This window comes from Clostridium uliginosum (genome assembly GCF_900112485.1).
Taxonomy (GTDB): Bacteria; Bacillota; Clostridia; order Clostridiales; family Clostridiaceae; genus Clostridium; species Clostridium uliginosum.
In genome coordinates, this window is sequence record NZ_FOMG01000016.1 from 55,681 (window position 1) to 73,973 (window position 18,293).

At 26.9% G+C, this 18,293-nt stretch carries 12 protein-coding genes and 1 tRNA gene; 4 read left to right on the forward strand and 9 right to left on the reverse strand.

The genetic code is table 11. From position 1 onward, the window contains the following. Positions 1-170 precede the first annotated feature (170 nt). From BM027_RS11215 to BM027_RS11240, 6 genes are all read right to left on the reverse strand, one after another. A complete protein-coding gene (locus BM027_RS11215; protein ID WP_090091714.1) occupies positions 171-1,082 on the reverse strand; it encodes a cation diffusion facilitator family transporter in 912 nt (303 codons plus the stop codon). A gap of 580 nt (positions 1,083-1,662) precedes the next feature. Further along, positions 1,663-2,553, reverse strand: a complete 891-nt coding sequence (locus BM027_RS11220; RefSeq protein ID WP_090091715.1) for a cation diffusion facilitator family transporter — start codon at positions 2,551-2,553, stop codon at positions 1,663-1,665. 946 nt (positions 2,554-3,499) lie between these two features. Beyond that, on the reverse strand, positions 3,500-3,817 hold the full coding sequence (trxA, locus tag BM027_RS11225; RefSeq protein WP_090091716.1) for a thioredoxin: 318 nt from the start codon (positions 3,815-3,817) through the stop codon (positions 3,500-3,502). Positions 3,818-4,863: 1,046 nt separating this feature from the next. Next, the gene (locus tag BM027_RS11230; RefSeq protein ID WP_090091717.1) at positions 4,864-6,357 is read right to left on the reverse strand and encodes a cell wall-binding protein; all 1,494 of its coding nucleotides are present in this window, start codon (positions 6,355-6,357) and stop codon (positions 4,864-4,866) included. 117 nt (positions 6,358-6,474) lie between these two features. Next, the gene (locus BM027_RS11235) at positions 6,475-7,458 is read right to left on the reverse strand and encodes a glycoside hydrolase family 73 protein (protein WP_242943319.1); all 984 of its coding nucleotides are present in this window, start codon (positions 7,456-7,458) and stop codon (positions 6,475-6,477) included. Between the two features lie 412 nt (positions 7,459-7,870). After that, positions 7,871-7,945 (reverse strand) — tRNA-Glu (locus BM027_RS11240). 981 nt (positions 7,946-8,926) lie between these two features. Here BM027_RS11240 and zupT point away from each other — a divergent pair. Continuing rightward, positions 8,927-9,706 carry a zinc transporter ZupT gene (gene zupT / locus BM027_RS11245; protein WP_090091718.1) on the forward strand — a complete coding sequence of 260 codons (780 nt, stop codon included), beginning with the start codon at positions 8,927-8,929 and terminating at the stop codon, positions 9,704-9,706. A 634-nt stretch (positions 9,707-10,340) separates the two neighbouring features. Here zupT and BM027_RS11250 read toward each other — a convergent pair. Beyond that, entirely contained in the window at positions 10,341-11,114 is a 774-nt protein-coding gene (locus BM027_RS11250) for a DUF4931 domain-containing protein (RefSeq protein ID WP_090091720.1), read from the reverse strand. A 600-nt stretch (positions 11,115-11,714) separates the two neighbouring features. Then, positions 11,715-13,058 (reverse strand): alpha-amylase family glycosyl hydrolase, encoded by a 1,344-nt coding sequence (locus BM027_RS11255; protein ID WP_090091721.1) that lies wholly within the window; start codon positions 13,056-13,058, stop codon positions 11,715-11,717. A 392-nt stretch (positions 13,059-13,450) separates the two neighbouring features. On the opposite strand from BM027_RS11255, the gene BM027_RS11260 reads away from it, so the two are divergent. The 3 genes from BM027_RS11260 (at position 13,451) to BM027_RS11270 (ending at position 16,817) form a co-directional block, all read left to right on the forward strand. Next, a complete protein-coding gene (locus tag BM027_RS11260) occupies positions 13,451-14,344 on the forward strand; it encodes a DUF1002 domain-containing protein (RefSeq protein ID WP_090091723.1) in 894 nt (297 codons plus the stop codon). 302 nt (positions 14,345-14,646) lie between these two features. Next, on the forward strand, positions 14,647-15,045 hold the full coding sequence (locus BM027_RS11265) for a bacteriohemerythrin (protein ID WP_090091725.1): 399 nt from the start codon (positions 14,647-14,649) through the stop codon (positions 15,043-15,045). A 476-nt stretch (positions 15,046-15,521) separates the two neighbouring features. Beyond that, entirely contained in the window at positions 15,522-16,817 is a 1,296-nt protein-coding gene (locus tag BM027_RS11270; protein WP_090091727.1) for a hemolysin family protein, read from the forward strand. 582 nt (positions 16,818-17,399) lie between these two features. Here BM027_RS11270 and BM027_RS11275 read toward each other — a convergent pair. After that, positions 17,400-18,074: a nitrite/sulfite reductase domain-containing protein gene (locus BM027_RS11275; protein ID WP_090091729.1), complete on the reverse strand. Its 675-nt coding sequence runs from the start codon at positions 18,072-18,074 to the stop codon at positions 17,400-17,402. Positions 18,075-18,293 lie beyond the last annotated feature (219 nt).

An 18,293-nucleotide genomic window follows, 5' to 3' on the forward strand; every position in this document is an offset into this window, starting at 1 on the left:
TTATTTTTTTACATAATAAAAACGCACATTAATGATATAAAATTCATATCATTAATGTGCATTTAATATTATATAGTTGCAACACATTGTAAAAAACTATCTGTTATAATTTTATTAACATATTCTATAACTTTTTTCTATTATATAGATACTAATTAATAGAATTATAATCATACTGAAGAAGTTTTAGAATTAATCGTGTTTTTAACTATATTCTCTTTATATGGTTCTAGATGTACAATAACCTCTACATTATTATTTAATTCTTTTCTTATATCATCTTGAATTTTATGAGTAAGTCTATGCGATTCTTCAAGACTTAACTTAGAATCAGCTAGGACGTGCATATCTATGTGCATATCATCAATTGTTCCTCGACTTCTTATCTTATGAGCTCCTCTTACATCTTCCTCAGCCATTACAATTTTCTCTATCTTTCCTGTGTCAACTGCTGCACTATCCACTAAAATACCACTAGCTACTTTGAATATATCATAAGCAGCACGAAATATAAAAATAGCTACTATAAACGACGCCAAGCTATCAACAATTGGAGGTGCTCCTAATTTTATCGCAATAAGGGTAGTAATTACACCAAGTGTTACATATACATCACTTTTTGTATCCATTGAATCAGAAATAAGAATTGTACTGTTTAACTCTACACCCTTTCTATACTCATACTTTGTGACAAATATATTAATACAAAGAGTAATAATCATGACTATTAGGCTTTCTATATTAATTTCAGGCATAACCGGATTCATAAACTTAGTAACTGCCTCGGTTATAATTTTAAACCCCAAAAGAACCAACATACCTACAATAAATAGTCCTGTAAGTGTTTCAAACTTTCTGTGACCATAAGGATGGTCATCATCTATAGGTTTTGCTGCTATTCCTATCCCAATAAGTCCCACAACATTTGAACACCCATCTGTTATTGAGTGAAATCCATCTGCTGTCATACTTGAACTATTTACAATATTACCCATGATTATTTTTGCAACAGCCACTGCTATATTTGCAAACATGATAATCCATAATATTTTTTTTACTTTTATAAAGTTGTTCCTTATCAAAACAATACCTACTTTCAATTCTAAAAATTTAGGCACATGAATACTGATCTATTATTTTTTAAATGTGCCTTAAGTAACTCATCTATATTTTTCTATCTTTAAATTGCACCGCCCATAAGCTTTATATACAATATGAACACAATTTTAAGACAAAGCGTTAAATTTAAATAACTATTGTATAATTAATTTGTCAATATAAATTTAATACACCTCTTTTTAGACTTTTTTTTATTAAATATAGACTAATTTAATTATCAATTGGAAATAATTTCTATACTTTTATATTATTCTATAACTTCATATGTGTGAATGATTTAAAGAATAGCTTTTTAACAAAAACTTAATATCAATTGATAATGTAAATCTATATTAGGCATATTAAAGAAAATAATAAGTCAAAGATGCGAAATACTTTTTTTCAATTGAACCTTAGAAGAACTTATTCAGCATGTAGCAGTGCTTATCCCCCACTTTGATAAAATATAGAGGTGTTATTATCAATGGTCGTGAATTGAATAAACTAAAATGAGGAGCTCAACAACTTATGTTAGCTCCTCATTCTAAATCTTTTATAAAAACATTAATCCTCTGTTTTAACTGTATCCTCTTCATAAGGTTCTAGATGCACAATAACCTCTACATTATTATTTAATTCTTTTCTTATAGCATCTTGAATTTTATGATTAAGTTTATGCGATTCTTCAAGGCTAAGATCTGAATCCGCTAGGATATGCATATCTATGTGCATGTCATCAATTGTTCCTCTACTTCTTATCTTATGAACTCCCTTTACACCTTCCTGAGTCAGTACAATTTTCTCTACATTTTCTGTGTCAACTGCTGCACTATCCACTAAAATACTACTTGATACTTTGAATATATCATAAGCAGCACGCAATATAAAAATAGCTACTATAAAAGATGCCAAACTATCAACAATTGGAGGTGCTCCTAATTTTATAGCAACAAGGGTAGTAATTACACCAAGTGTTACATATATATCACTTTTTGTATGCATTGCATCAGAAATAAGAATTGTACTGTTTAACTCTACACCTTTTTTATGTTCATACTTTGTAACAAATATATTAATACAAAGAGTAATAATCATCACTATAAAGCTTACTATATTAATTTCAGGCATAACTGGATTCATGAATTTAGTAACTGAATCAGCTATAATTTTAAAACCTAAAAAAACCAACATACCTACAATAAATAGTCCTGTAAGTGTTTCATACTTTCTGTGCCCATAAGGATGGTCATCATCTATAGGTTTTGAAGCTATTCCTATCCCAATTAGTCCAATAATATTTGAAGAACCATCTGTAATTGAATGGAATCCATCTGCTGTCATACTTGAACTATTTATAATAGTACCCATGATTATTTTTGCAACAGCCACTGCTATATTGGCAAACATAATAATCCATAATACTTTTTTTACTTCCATAAAGTTGTTCTTTATCAAAATAACACCTACTTTCAACTTTTTAAATTTAAGTAATTTCTATATTTTTCTCTATCTTTACTTTTAAATACCTTTAAAATATAAATAATTTGTCAATATAAATTTAACTAACTTTGATTTAGCCTTAACACCATATATGCATTCCTAAAAGTGTTAAAATAAATGCACTAGATATAATTGTATACAATCTTATAACTATACTATTCCTAATTCCAAGAAATCATTTTCTATATCATAAATACTTATATATATATCATCTATACCTAACAACTTTTTCAAAAAATTCAATACACCTCTTTACACACTATTTTTTATTAAATATATACCAAATTAATTATCAATTGAAATAATATTTATATTTTCATAATATGCTATAGTTGTATATATGTCAATGGTTTAAAGGATATATTTTAAACAGAATTTATTATCAATTGATAATATTATATAATTGATAACCTTTTATAAGGCATATGAAAGAAAATAACAAGTCCAAAATGTCATGATTATTTTTCATTAGGCAAGGAAGTAGATTGGTCTCATAGTGGTGCTATTAGAGCAATCTGCTGACATGAGCAGTGAACCCAAATCTATGATTTGGTGTGACTCGCTTACTCAGTGAGCGTATGCAAGTCGAGCTTCCTATAATAAAAAATAGGCTTGACAGATGGACTTATTATTTAATTGATTATGCCTAATTACATTGTAAGAATATATTGGATATATTTTACAACATAAACATTCACTTAAACATATCTAAAAGCCTAAATAAAAATTTCACCAAATAAATAAAAGCCACTTGAAATTAATCAAGTAGCTATTTATCAATGTATTCTTAATATCAAGTGATTCTTAAATTCATGTGAAAATTTATTATACCATTAAGGTCTTTCTGTGATTCTAAAGAACGAGGTCACTACTGCGCTATTATTTTTTTAAATGAGCCTTATTATAAATATGCTTTCACTTTACTTACTATATTTTGTTCTGGCATAAAACCAGCTAAGTTTTCTACTGGAACTCCATCCTTAAATATAATCATAGTTGGAACTGCAGCTATTTTATACTTCTGAGCTATATTACGACTTTCATCCACATCTATTTTAAAGAATTTAGCTTTATCTCCCATATTATTACTAACGCCCTCAAATACTGGTGCTAACATCTTGCATGGTCCACACCAATCAGCAAAGAAATCTACCACTACCACACCCTTAGTATTTTCAACTTCATTAACAAATTCATTACCATTTATCACCTTAGCCATAATTAATTCCTCCAATTCATAACTTTTAACTTTTGATACTGTCTATAATCTAATTATAATTACATCATGATGTTATTTCTGTGACTTAATCACTTAGCATTTATTTTTTTAAAAGGCTATGTTTTAAGTGAATGTTGATATTGTAATATAAAGCTCATGGACGATGGAATTCACTTTAAGAACTCTAAACGAATATTAGTCCTATTAATGCATGCTCCTAATCAAAGATTATGACAAGCGTTAATAGTACAAATATTCATTAAGAGTTCTACAAAGCAAATTCCAATGCCAGTTCGCCTTTATATTAAAATATCAACACTATTTTAAAACAGAGCCATATAAATAAAGAGAAATTTAAACATAGTTCTTAATTTCAGATAGAGTTTTTATTGTATCTAAAGTTCAAAGGTAGTAATGATGCTAAAAACACTCCATCTTTTAAAAGATAGAGTGTTTAGCATCAACTGTAAACATATTAGATAAAATAACGAGTTATACTAGTTAATTTTCTTTAAGGCATATTCATATTCATCAATTTTATCCTTTATAAAAATAACGAATTTTATTAATTTGAACTTATGTATTTAAATTTAAGGTTATGTTTTATAAGAGTGTTGATATTGTTATATTTTTGTAAAGTGGACATTAAAATTGGACTTTTAGAACTCTTAAGTGAGAGTCCAAAAGTAAATGTCCAAATTTTACATTTGGTATCTCAAACTTACTCAGCGAACGAATGTGAGTCGAGTTTCCTTGAGTATTGTCCTCTTTCTTGCTTGTCCGAAGCTTGCCTTTGGAGCAAGCTAAAAGGGGACTATACTCATTTAGACGTTCTTAAGTGAGAGTCAAAAAGTAAGAGTCCAAATTTTATATTTGGGTCCTCTAACTTTCTCTGTGAGCATTTTATATTTTGTTGCTCGAACTTACTCAGCGAATGAATATGAGTCGAGTTTCCTATATCAATTTCTTAGCCCACTTTACAATATATGACAATATCAACACAGTTTTAAAACGAAATCTTAAATTTAAAATACTATTTTCTGATTTTAGTAAGGATAATAATAGAAACGATTTGATGGATCAGTATCATAATTAGAGTCATAAGATAATACATTTCTTTCATGAAGTATATTATTATCAAATTTCTTTTTTTGATTGTCTATAATATATGCATAGTCACCTTTATCCCAGCACATAAACATATACACATGTGAATTATTATTAGTAAATACAAAATCCCCTGGTTTTAATTGATTTAAATCATAACTCTCAATAAATCCTCTATTTTTTAATTGCCCTTCTAACTGACCTACATTAGCTGTTGAAGTTGGAATTGCAAATCCATTTCTTCTTAAAACTTCCGATGCAAAATAAACACAATTATTACTCTCAACATTTCCATGTAAGCTTATTGCAGTATTATGAACACTAACTTGATTGTCCACATTAGTCATATATTTAAACATATTGTAATTACTGTTTGAATGAGAATAATTAGAATATGTATTTACACATTCACCATTTGCCTGTGAATATTTATAATCATCAGCCCAAGTATTTTCTGCTAAAATTCCTTCTCCATAAAACTTATAATTCTTTCCATCTATCATTTTTTCTTCTCCAGAAACCATAATACCCGTGCTTCTATCTAAATAGTACCATTCATTGTTATACTTCATCCATCCATACTTCATTTCTCCTGAATCAGAAAAATAATACCACTTGTTATCTATATTTTTCCATCCGGTAGACATTTCTCCACCATTGTTTAAATAATAATTTACACTATTAATATTTTTTATTCCCTTTTGCATTGTTCCTTCTTCATTAAAATAATACCATTTGTTATCTATGTTTTTCCATTTGCTCTTAACTATTCCAGTTCCTTGTTCTGAATAATACCATTTATCATCTTGTTTATACCAGCCAATTCTTTCAATACCATCTTTTTTGAAATTATATTGATTACCATCTATTATTTGGTTTCCTACAAGCTTGTCCCCTTTTGAATTAATGTAAAACCATTTACTATTTAAATAATGCCAACCTTCCTTATATTTAAAATCATTACCATCTAAATTACAGTAATAGTAATTTCCATTTATAATCTTTTTTTCAACTGTTTCTGATACTTTAGTAATATTATTATTGCTTAAATTTAAATATTTTATCTTTGTTAACTGAGCTAAAACATTGGGAATCTCCCCATCTATTTTAGAAGAATTCAAATCTAAATATTCTAAATTTTTTAATAAAGAAATTGATCCTGGTATAGTATCATCAATTTTTTTATTGCTTAAATCTATTTTTTTAATAGATAAAAAGTCTTCTTCTTTAAGATCTTTCAATGACTTATTTAATTGAGTTGCAACTTCTCTTGTTAGCCAATTGTCCTCAATTAAAACTTTGCTTTCTTGAACTATTTCGATTTTTACATCTTTTTTTGCATCTTTTTCATCTGCATAACTAACTACCGGAATACTATTAACCCCTAAAATTACTGCTAATAATACGACCAGTTTTAATTTCTTTTGTTTCATTGTATTCTTTTCTCCTCTTCATCTTTTGTTAATTTACATATTATTATCGATTATTTTCCATAATAATTGAGGAGTTTATTTTCAGTTGATTTTTTATATATAAAATAGATATATATTCTATTTCTGACTTTGCACCTTACTGTCAATAAGTTGCAAATCATTTTCTCTTATTAAGTCAATCAATAAATCAGCATATGTATTATTTCCATTTTTGTCTTGCTTAGTGCTGTATCCTGCATTTTCAATTGATTGAGCTTGTTCTATATATTGAGAATTATTAAAAACTCCATGTTCTTTATATCGTTTATTATTTGAAAGGAATTTACCATAATCGTCCAAAGAATCTGTTTTGTTTTCATAACTTCTAAAATTATCTTTTATAACATCTTTATAATATTCTGATGTAGTCATATTTACACTTTTTCCCTTCCAACTACTATCAGCTTTTATTCCAAATAAATTATTTGCTTTAACACTCAGCTCTGATTTTCCCCAACTAGATTCTAAAATAGCTTGAGATATTGTTATAGAAGGAAGAATTCCAAATTTATTATATAATTCAATTGCTTTTGGTGAAATCTCATCAATAAAATTTCTATATGTTGAATCTTTTTTTAAATTCTCATTCACTAAACCTATAGATTCCAACTGCTGTATATATTTATAAGTTTGTTCTTTCTGTGAATTACTAAATGATAATTTATTTAACACATTTTCTATATTTACAAGTTTATATTTATTCTTTTTACTGCTTGTACTATCTTCGTTTAAAAACATTGAACCTAATTCACTCACATTTTTATCATTTGATTTTGAAAAATCTTTCTCATATCTAACCCCATCAATTGCAGCTAAGTATTTCCAATTAACTTGAAGCTTTCCTTTACTTACATCATCCGCTGAATCTATATAAAGTTTTATTTCCGAATTATTTAAATTAATATAATCATTCTTGCTTAAATAATTCATTACTGCATATGCGATACATGTAATCACAAATAACAAAAATACCATTTTAAACATTTGTGTTATCTTTCTTTTTATTCTTGCATATATTGTGTTATTTCTTCTATTTTCATTAGTTGATATATTACGCTTCATACAGTCCCCCATCTTTACTGATTATAAGTTATTAAGTATACATCCACCAAAATATCTATACACAAATACAGACATTAGGATTTAAGGCATATTAAAGAAAATACAAATCAAAGATACCTTAATCTATATTAAAGATATCTATTAAGAAATTTAATTCTTTCTTTTGCATACATAAAAAAATATAAAGTATTGTTTAATATTATATCATAATTTATTTTGCGGTAAAATCCTTAGTCCCTTTATTTTAATTTGCATATAACGTGGAATTTAAAGGTGCTATTTCATAATACAAATCATTTAATGATATGATGTATATTCAAAAAAAGAAATAGAAATAACATTTGTGAAAGAAGCATTAAAATAATAAAACACCAGCATTTTATATCTCTATAAAATCTGGTGTTTACTATAATGGTGACCCATACGGGAATCGAACCCATGATTCCACCGTGAGAGGGTGGCGTCTTGACCGCTTGACCAATGGGCCTTGTAACAAAATTAATTATACACTTTTTAATTTATTATGTCAATATTTTCTTAGTTTTTGTTTTTTATTAATGCCTATCCAAATAAATATTTATCAAATAATTACATTTTTTTAATTTTCAAAATATTTACTATATTTTGAAAATATACTTGTTTTTTAACTTAAATCTGCTACAATATAAATATAGTTAGTAATTACTCAACAGATCGTTGTATGTTCTTTAGTGGAATATATGTAATCTTTAATGACTTTTATAGTCATACCAAATTACTACTCCTTTTTAATATTATTTAAAAGAATGCTTCACTATATCATAAAAATCTGCCAGTTTTTTATGTATAGTAAGCATTTTTTTTGATTTTACCCCTTATAATCACACACTCCATACAAATCTAAAAATAATTTTAAGTTTCTTAAATAATAAATCTTAAAATAAATAATTAGTAATTCTTCTTGTCTTTTTTGTACTATATTGTGTCAGTAAAGCTATCTAATAACCGCAATATTAACTGCTTTCGCTTCCTTGTATAATTCAAAAATTCCTAAGAATATTTAATTAATTATTTATTTTATAATAACTAAGGCACATGAAAGAAAATAATAGACCAAAGATGCATCGTATATTTGGTGTCAGACAAGGAGGCAATTTCTGTTAATAGCGAGCTATTAGCTGAATTTGCTTACGCAGTATGACGCAAAATAGACATGCATACTGGTCTATTATTTTTTTGAATGTGCCTAATATTTAAATTTTGTAATGTTATCACCTTATAAAGAATATATAAATAAAGAATATATAAATAAAGCTTATAAAAGAAACTAACAAATCAAGGATGCAGTGTCTATTTTGCCCAAAGACAAACATGAATGCTTTTCACATATCTCTATATTAGGTGAATATATCGATGTAATATGATGAAAAATAGACTAGCACATTAACTTGTTATTTTTTTTATATGCCTAAAAAGAGGTGTTAATAAAATGAATGATAATACATTCCTTGCATTACTTCTATCTTTTTTTGCAGGGATATCTACAGTTTTAGGAGCTATTATAGTTCTATTTTCAAAGAAAAAAAGTGATAAAACCATAACTTTTGCATTAGGATTTTCAGCTGGTGTAATGATTTGTGTATCTTTTACAGATTTATTTCCACATGCTGAAGAAACTTTAGTTCATTACTACGGAAACATATATGGTGTATTGTTAACAATATTTTATATGTTAACTGGTGTTATATTTGCTATGCTAATTGATAAATTTGTACCTCATGAACCTAAAAGTAGAGAAGATCATGATAATAAACATTTAGACCTTTTTAGAGTTGGATTTGTATCTATGATTGCAATTACACTACATAATTTCCCTGAAGGTATTGCAACATTCATGTCTGGTTATCAAGATATAACTCTTGGAGTATCTATAGCTGTAGCAATAGCTCTGCATAATATACCTGAAGGTATTGCAGTTGCTATGCCAATTTATTATTCAACTGGAAGCAGAAAAAAGGCTTTTAAGTATACATTATATTCTGGTCTTTCAGAGCCACTTGGAGCTCTTATTGCCTTTTTAATTTTAAAACCATTTATAAATGACTTTCTTCTTGGATTAATTTTTGCTTTTGTTATGGGAATAATGTTATATATATCCTTTGAAGAATTAATCCCCTCTTCACGTCAATATGGATACAATAATTTATCATTATATTCAATATTTTTAGGAATATGTATTATGCCCCTAACCCATATATTTTTAAAATAGCCTAAAAATAAATAATTAGTTAGTAGTAATATACTGCATCAACAAAGGTAGCTAATAACAACATTAACTACCTTCTCCAGTTCGAAAATTTCTAATAATCTTTGAATATTTATTTATTTTACAATGATTTATTTATACTTATTACGCTCTAAAAAGGTTTCATTTTAAGTTAGGCACATTAAAATAAATAACACGTCAGTATGCTAGTCTATTTTGTGTCATACTGCGTCGGTAAAATCATCCCATAGCCTGCTATTAGATGATTTCATCTCCTTGTCTGACGCCAAAACATACGTCGCATCTTTGACTTGTTATTTTCTTTAATATGCCTTATAGAAATCAAAAAGGATCTGTTTCATAAAATACAAATCATTTAATGGTATTATGTATATTCAAAAAAATAGAAATAACATTTGTGAAAGAAGCATTGAAAAATAAGCTTAGAGTTTCTTCATTTGAAGTTGTTCCATAAATGATTGTCCTAATGCATATTAGGAGCAATCTTTTATGGGTACAACTTTAAATGTTAGAAACTCTTAGCGAAATTTTTCTAGTCTTCTTAAATAAATGTTATTTCTATTTTTTTATTATTACTTCACCTAATAATTCTAAGATAGCCCCTTTTTATAAATTATTACTGAAAATATAATTCTTTTAATTTTTTTGCTATATGAACTAAACTATTTGATATCTGTTTTAGTGAATATCCTAATAATAATGGTGATGTTGTAAATCTTGGAGTAACCTTACATATAATTTTCCCATTCCAATGATAGAAAAAAAGATTAAAACTATCACACTTAGCAAAATAGTTATTTAGTATATAATGAACTATTTTTCTAACTCCATTTGAAAGCTCATTTAGTGAATTTAAATCATCATCTATTATTACATTAAATTCACTGAATCCATTTATTGGTTGATCTGATAAATTCACAATGCAAGATCTACTTCTGTATATCTCTACCCCATCAAAATATTTTTGATTAAGGTTTTCTCTGTAATCTATACTCTTTAATCCTACAATTTGCATATGTGCATGTTTTATGCTCCCACCAGAATTAGGACCATGATTTTTATAAAATATTACAGATTTATATTCATCATTTTCTTCTAATTTAAGCCAATGCTTTACCCCAAACCTAATTAAATTCTCCATATATTCTGGACTGTACTCACCCATACCAATTTCACAACTACAAGTTTCTATAATTACTAGTTGCAGTGTATCCTGTAATGTTGGATACTTATTTTTTAATAATATAAATGATCCCTTTTCATCAATAACACCTTCAAGTTCAGCTCTATTACAAAATGGACATTGTGTATCGTTATTCCTAAAATTATTAGGCTTTTCCTTACCGATATCATTTAAAAACACTATATATTCATCTTTATTGTTATCCATACATTCACCTACAATCTTTTATACTACAACTATTTTCCTTAAGGCACATGAAATAAAATAATAGACCAAAGATGCGTCGTATATTTAGTCTTAAGATAAGTTCAACTAAATTCATCTAGAGTGTAAAACTCCACCTGAAAAATTTCACTTTATGTAAGACAAGGAGGCAAGTTCAGTTAATAGCGAGCTATTAGCTGAATTTGCCGACACAGTATTACGCAAAATATACAGGCATACTGGTCTATTATTTTTTTGAATGTGCCTAATTACATAACTAAGGTATATTCAAACAATCATATTATTAATTATATTCTATTTTATGAAAACTTACAATTTCAGAATTATATATTATTAAATTTAACTCTATGTTTTTAAAGAGTGTTGATATTGTTATATAATAGCGAACTGGCATTGAAATTTACTTTGTAGAACTCTTAATGAAGATTTGTACTATTAATTGCTTGTTACAATCTGTGATTGGGAGCATGCATTAATAGGACTAATATTCATTTTAGAGTTTTCAAAGTGAATTTCACCGTCCATGAGCTTTATATAACAATATTAACAGAATTTTAAAACAGCACCTGAATTTATATATTTTTAACTTAATTTTGTTATTATCTTTGAAGAAAATGGTGCAACAACTAATTTTATTTTTCCACCATCAATTATTTCTTCATTACTATCTAATAAGTCTTTTCCTGTGTTAAATGGTAACACAAATTCTAGATTGCTCTCTTTATCAGATAAATTTAATACTATAAATACTTCTTCATCTTCATACTCTCTACAATATATAAACTGTTCATTTTTTACTAATACCTGTTTATAAGTTCCATATTTTAAAGCTTTACTTTCACTTCTAATTTTAGATAATTTCTTAATTAACTCAAATAACTTATCATTAGGCTTAGTAATATTATCTAGATCTAATTCTGGTCTTAAAGGTTCATCAGTATTATTTCCTTTAACACCTTCTATTCCCCACTCACTTCCATAATAAATAGATGGCACTCCAGGCATTGTAAACAATAAAGTGTGTACATTATATATATATTCTGGAATCTTCAAAATACTTACTATTCTATTCACATCATGATTATCAACAAAATTATATAAACATAAATCTTTATATATTCCATTCTCTCCAAATAGTCTATTTAGTGAATATGCTATTTCAAAATAGTTTTTATCATTATGACTAGAAAAATTTCCTTTATAACACTCATAATTAGTTACAGAATCTAAGCTTTCTTTATTTGCCCATCTAGTATAATCCCCATGAATTACTTCTCCCATAATCCAAAAGTCTTTCTTTTTATCATCTGTAAACTTCTTTAATTTCTTAAAAAACTCAAAATCAATGCTATCAGCTGCATCTAATCTTAATCCATCAATATCAAATTCATCTATCCACATACCTACAGCATATAATAAATGATCTAGAACTTCTGTATTATTTAAATTAAGTTTAACAAGATCATAGCACCCGTTCCAACCCTCATAACTGAAATCATCACCCATTGGACTTTTATTATTAAAATTAATATTAACAAACCAATCGCAATACTTTGAATCTCGTCCATGCTCCTTAATGTCTTTAAACGCCCAAAAATCTCTTCCTACATGATTAAAAACTCCATCTAATATAATTTTTATATCATTTTCATGTAATTTATCACATATCTCTTTAAAGTCATCATTATTTCCAAGTCTTTTGTCAATCTTACAATAATCCTTAGTATCATATCCATGATTAGTAGACTCAAAAATCGGTCCTAAATAAAGTGCATTTATTCCCATTGATTTCAAATGAGGTATCCACTCTTCTATTTTTTTCAACTTGTTTGCTATTTGTGAAGTTAAATTATTTTGTCCTAATACTCCACAAAAACCAAGTGGAAAAATTTGATAAAATATGCTTTCTCTAATCCATGTATTCATAAATACTCCCCCTTTTAATTCATTATATTACATTTTTATACAATAACGATATTTATAGTAATAATTCTTTTAAGATTACCTACGCCTTGCCTTCCATATGCTTTTAAATACACGTTCTAGAGCTAATTTGGAAATTATGAAAATAATAAGAACTTATTAAGATAAAAATAACATAATCTCATTCTTTTCTAATATTCTTCTATGTTATAATATACAAGAAATGATACTTTTATTAGTTTTACTTAATTTCAAGGCTCTGTTTTAAAACCGTGTTGATATTAAAACAGAGCCAATTTCAAAAAAATATTAAAAATGAATATAGTATAGTTTAAGCATCTTCAAAAAAATAACTAATCAATACTCTATACTATATATTAAAAGGAGATTAAAAAATGAAAATTAAACCGAAAATCAAAAACATTATAACTAAATCATTAGTTATTTTTATGGCACTTAGTATGTTCTTAAGCATAAGCCCTAGTACCACTGCTTTTGCAGATTCATTTAAGGTTGTTACTTTAGGTGGAGATTTAACTAAGCAACAAAAGGATGAAATGCTAACATATTTTAAAGTTACTAAAAACGATGCAAACATCTTAGAAATTACCACTGATGAAGAACAAAAATATCTAGGAAATGTTGCTTCTAAAGCACAACTTGGCAATAAATCTATCTCATGTTCTTATGTAGAACCTACAAGTAAAGGTGGACTAGTTATTTCTACTAATAACCTTACTTGGGTTACTGAATCAATGATTAGAAATGCTTTAATTACGGCTGGAATTGAAAACGCAAATGTAACAGCTTCTGCACCATTTAAGGTATCTGGAACTGCTGCTCTTACAGGAATTTTAAAAGGATTTGAAAATAGTTCTGCTGGTAAAAAAATTGATGAAAATAAAAAAGAAGCAGCAAATGAAGAATTAGTAGTCACTGGTAATATGGGAGATAAAATAGGACAAGATCAAGCTGCTAAATTAATAAATGATGTGAAAAAAGATGTTATTAAAGAAAAACCAAAAACTGAAAATGATATACAAAAAATAGTTGATAAAGCTACTAAGGAATATAAGGTTAATCTTAGTGATGAAGATAAAGCAAGCATTAATTCTTTAATGGGAAAAATAAATAAATTAGATATTAATTATAGTAAAATTAAAGATCAGTTAAATGATGCTGCTAGTAAATTAAAAGAACAATTGAATAGTAAAGAGGCAAAAGGATTTTTTGCTAAAATAGGAGGATTTTTCTCTGATTTATTTGATTCAATAGGAAACTTATTCTAAAAATAAGCCTTATTAAAGTTACGATCTGTTTTAAAACCGTGTTGATATTAAAACAAAACCAAAATTAAATATAATACATTTGAAATAAAACAACTTATAAATACAGGATATATAGTTTTAAAAACAAACTAAGGCACGTGAAAGAAAATAATAGACCAAAGATACATAAATAAACATACTGGTCTATTATTTTTTTGAATGTGCCTAATATCCTGTATTTTTTTGTTTATCTTTATATATATGTATATTATAATATTACTATATGTAAATGACTAAACTTAATTATTAAAGGAGATATTATTATGAATTCATGGTCTGATCGTTATTCCATAGATGTGGAACTTATTGATACACAACATAAAAAACTTTTTGAAATTTTAGATAGATCTTATGATTTATTATTGAATAAATTTCAATTGGACAAGTATGATAAAATTATTGAAATTTTAACTGAACTTAAAGATTATACTGTTTATCATTTTAAGTGTGAAGAGGAATATCAATTATCTATAGGATACACAAAATTTCTTTCTCACAAAATAATTCATGATGGCTTTATAAAACGTCTAGAAGAAGTAAATCTTTCTGAAATAGATCAAGATCAAGATGAATACCTAAAAGAACTACTTGATTTTGTTCAAAAGTGGATCGTTGAACATATCCTAGGTGTAGATAAAGAAATACCGAATAATATAAAATAATAATAATAATATATATACTAAAGAAACAGGACAAATATTACTCCATAAGCTATGAAAATCATGCTAAATATTTCTAATATTTAAAGTTGCACTCAAAACAGTTTGCTCCAAAAACAAGCTTTGTACAAACAATTTTGGAACAACTTCAAATAAAGAAATACTAAGCACAATTTTCAATGTTTATCTCGTAATTATTTGTCCTGTTTTTGGTTTTCATATTTTTGGGGCTGTCTCAGAATTAGGCACATGAAAGAAAATAACAAGTCCAAGATGCGATATATAGAAAATAATTCTAATATACTTACTGAGGAGATAATAAAAGGAGTACTCTATGCATTATTTACAGTTGAGGGCTAATTTTAGTTGAATATAAGTTGAATATAAGTTAATTATATATGTTATAATGATAATTATTATTTAAACTAATATTAAGTAACAGAAGATATATGATAACTTGGGAGGGAAACAATTAATAAATGATTATTCTAATAAATATTATTATTATATTTTTACTTGTTTTTATGAATGGCTTTTTCGTTGCCACAGAGTTTGCAATGGTAAAAGTACGAAAGTCTAGAATAGAAACATTAGCACTTGAAGGAAATAGAACTGCAAAAAATACTTTAAAGGTTGTTAGAGATTTAAATTCCTATTTATCTGCTTGTCAATTAGGAATAACTTTAGCATCTTTAGGATTAGGATGGGTAGGCGAACCTGCTGTTTCAAAGATGATAACACCACTGCTTAATCTATTTCATCTGTCAGAGAATATGATACACTCTATTTCATTTGTTTTAGGATTTGCAATTATAACTGCTTTTCATATTGTACTTGGAGAGTTAGCTCCTAAATCATTAGCAATTATAAGTGCAGAAAAGATAGCCATGTATACAGCTTTACCGCTCATAATGTTTTATAATGTAACTTATCCAATAATGTGGTCTTTTAATCATGCTACTAATTTAGTTTTAAAACTATTTGGAATTTCACAAGTTCAGGAACATGAATCTGCTCATACTGATGAAGAAATAAAACTATTGGTTGAAGATAGCTATAAGCATGGTTTAATAGATAAAACCGAATTAACTTTTGTAGATAATATATTTGATTTTTCTGAGAAAACTGTAAAAGAAATAATGATGCCTCGTACTGATATGGCGTGTATCTTTATTGAAGATTCTTTTGATGAGATTATAGCATTTGCCTTAGAAGAACAGCTAACTAGATATCCAGTATGCAAGGATGGCAAAGATAATATTATTGGTTTTATACACATTAAGGATTTATATAAACAGAAAATCGAGGGTAACAACCAAAATATAGAAGATATTATTCGTGAAATTAAATTTGTTCCGGAATCAATGTCAATAAGTGAATTATTAAAGGTATTTAAGAAAGAAAAAGCACAAATGGCGATAATTATTGATGAATACGGTGGAACATCTGGATTAGTAACAAATGAAGATATTTTGGAAGAGATAGTCGGTGAAATTCAAGATGAGTTTGATGAAGAAGGCGATGAAATTAATAAAACAGAAGATGGTAATTACATTGTAGATGGAAAAGTTATCATTGAAGATATTAATGAACTTCTAAATATTGAAATTGATTCTGAAAATATTGACACTATTGGTGGATGGATTTATTCACAGTTAAAGTCTTATCCACAAGTTAATGAGAAAGTTACTTATGGAGATTATGAATTTATCATATCAAAATGTGACAGAAAAAGAATAAGCAAAGTATCAATTAAAAAATTATCTGAAAAATAGTTGAAATAGCTCTTTGGGTTATTATAATAATAGATTAATATAATTTAAAAGGATACTTAAAGCAACAAAAGCTTTAAGTATCCTTTTTTCTGTTTCAAGAAGGTAGTACTATCCACCTATAATTTTTTATTATATTTAAACAAAACTAATAAATAAATTTCACTAAGAAACAGAACAAATAATTGCGAGATAAACATTGAAATTTATGCTTAGTATTTCTTTAAGGCAAATGAAAGAAAGTACTTAGTATAATTTTCCTGGTTTATGGACCAATATTTGTCCTGTTTCTGGTTTTGATATTTTTTTACTAATATAATACATTATGCTAGGTATTATTTCTTTATGATATGTTTTAACAAAGTGTTGATATTGTTATATAATAGCGAATTAGCATTGAAATTTACTTTGTAGAACTCTTAATGAATATTTGTACTATCAATTGCTTGTCACAATCTGTGATTGGGAGCATGCATTAATAGGACTAATATTCATTTTAGAGTTCTCAAAGTAAATTTCACCGTCCATGAGCTTTATATAACAATATCAACACGATTTTAAAACAAAGCCTTAAATTAAAATATCTTATAAATAACTATCAAGATCTATTTGTTTCTTTACTTCATCTAGACCTACTCTATCAATGTAGTCTCCTAATCTTTCTCTAGACGTAGCATTATTAGCATAAACTTGAATAATATTTTCTACTAAATCAAAAAGCTTATCTTCTGATACGTTCATTGCAATCTTATCTGCAAGTCTTGGTTTAAGTCCACCTTTTCCACCAATTTGAACTACCCATCCTCTTGCTGAACCAAATAATCCAATATCTTTAATATGATTATCAGCGCAACTGTGTGGACATCCGCTAACACCAATTTTAAATTTATTAGGAAGATTTTTTCCGTGATATAATCCATCTAATTTACTTCCAACGGAGATTGAATCTTGTATTCCCTTTTTACAAAAAGATGTTCCTGGACATATTTTAACACTTCTAACACATAATCCTACTGCTGCTCCTGGTTTCATTCCTAAGTCTTTCCATACATTATCAATCTCATCTTCTTTTATTCCTACCATTGCAATACGTTGAGATCCTGTAACTTTTAATGCAGCTACATTATACTTTTCTGCCACATCTGCAATTGTTCTTAATTGATTAGGAGTTATAAGCCCTGCTGTCAAGTGTGGTGCTATTGCATAAGTTTCTTTATCCCTTTGTAAAACTGCGCCCTTATCTAACAAATCCTTTTTCATTTTATGTCCTCCCTAATTTTGATATACCTTATTAAATATATTAAATATCTCTAACTAAATTACTAATAATCTTTAACTTATTATTTCATTAAAAATCTCTTAATATATTATATGTTTCTTCTTTAAATCCTATTATAACTTTATATTATGTAATTAAAATAGTTTTTTATAAATACTATTTAGTCAATGTTAATAAATAGTATTTATCGTTTATATCTT

Coding starts and splice junctions, on each gene's coding strand:
- BM027_RS11230 (WP_090091717.1), bottom strand. CDS start 6,357: ATGAAACAAAAGAAATTAAAACTGGTCGTATTATTAGCAGTAATTTTA.
- BM027_RS11265 (WP_090091725.1), top strand. CDS start 14,647: ATGAATTCATGGTCTGATCGTTATTCCATAGATGTGGAACTTATTGAT.
- BM027_RS11250 (WP_090091720.1), bottom strand. CDS start 11,114: ATGGATAACAATAAAGATGAATATATAGTGTTTTTAAATGATATCGGT.
- BM027_RS11260 (WP_090091723.1), top strand. CDS start 13,451: ATGAAAATTAAACCGAAAATCAAAAACATTATAACTAAATCATTAGTT.
- zupT (WP_090091718.1), top strand. CDS start 8,927: ATGAATGATAATACATTCCTTGCATTACTTCTATCTTTTTTTGCAGGG.
- BM027_RS11255 (WP_090091721.1), bottom strand. CDS start 13,058: ATGAATACATGGATTAGAGAAAGCATATTTTATCAAATTTTTCCACTT.
- trxA (WP_090091716.1), bottom strand. CDS start 3,817: ATGGCTAAGGTGATAAATGGTAATGAATTTGTTAATGAAGTTGAAAAT.
- BM027_RS11235 (WP_242943319.1), bottom strand. CDS start 7,458: ATGAAGCGTAATATATCAACTAATGAAAATAGAAGAAATAACACAATA.
- BM027_RS11270 (WP_090091727.1), top strand. CDS start 15,522: ATGATTATTCTAATAAATATTATTATTATATTTTTACTTGTTTTTATG.
- BM027_RS11275 (WP_090091729.1), bottom strand. CDS start 18,074: ATGAAAAAGGATTTGTTAGATAAGGGCGCAGTTTTACAAAGGGATAAA.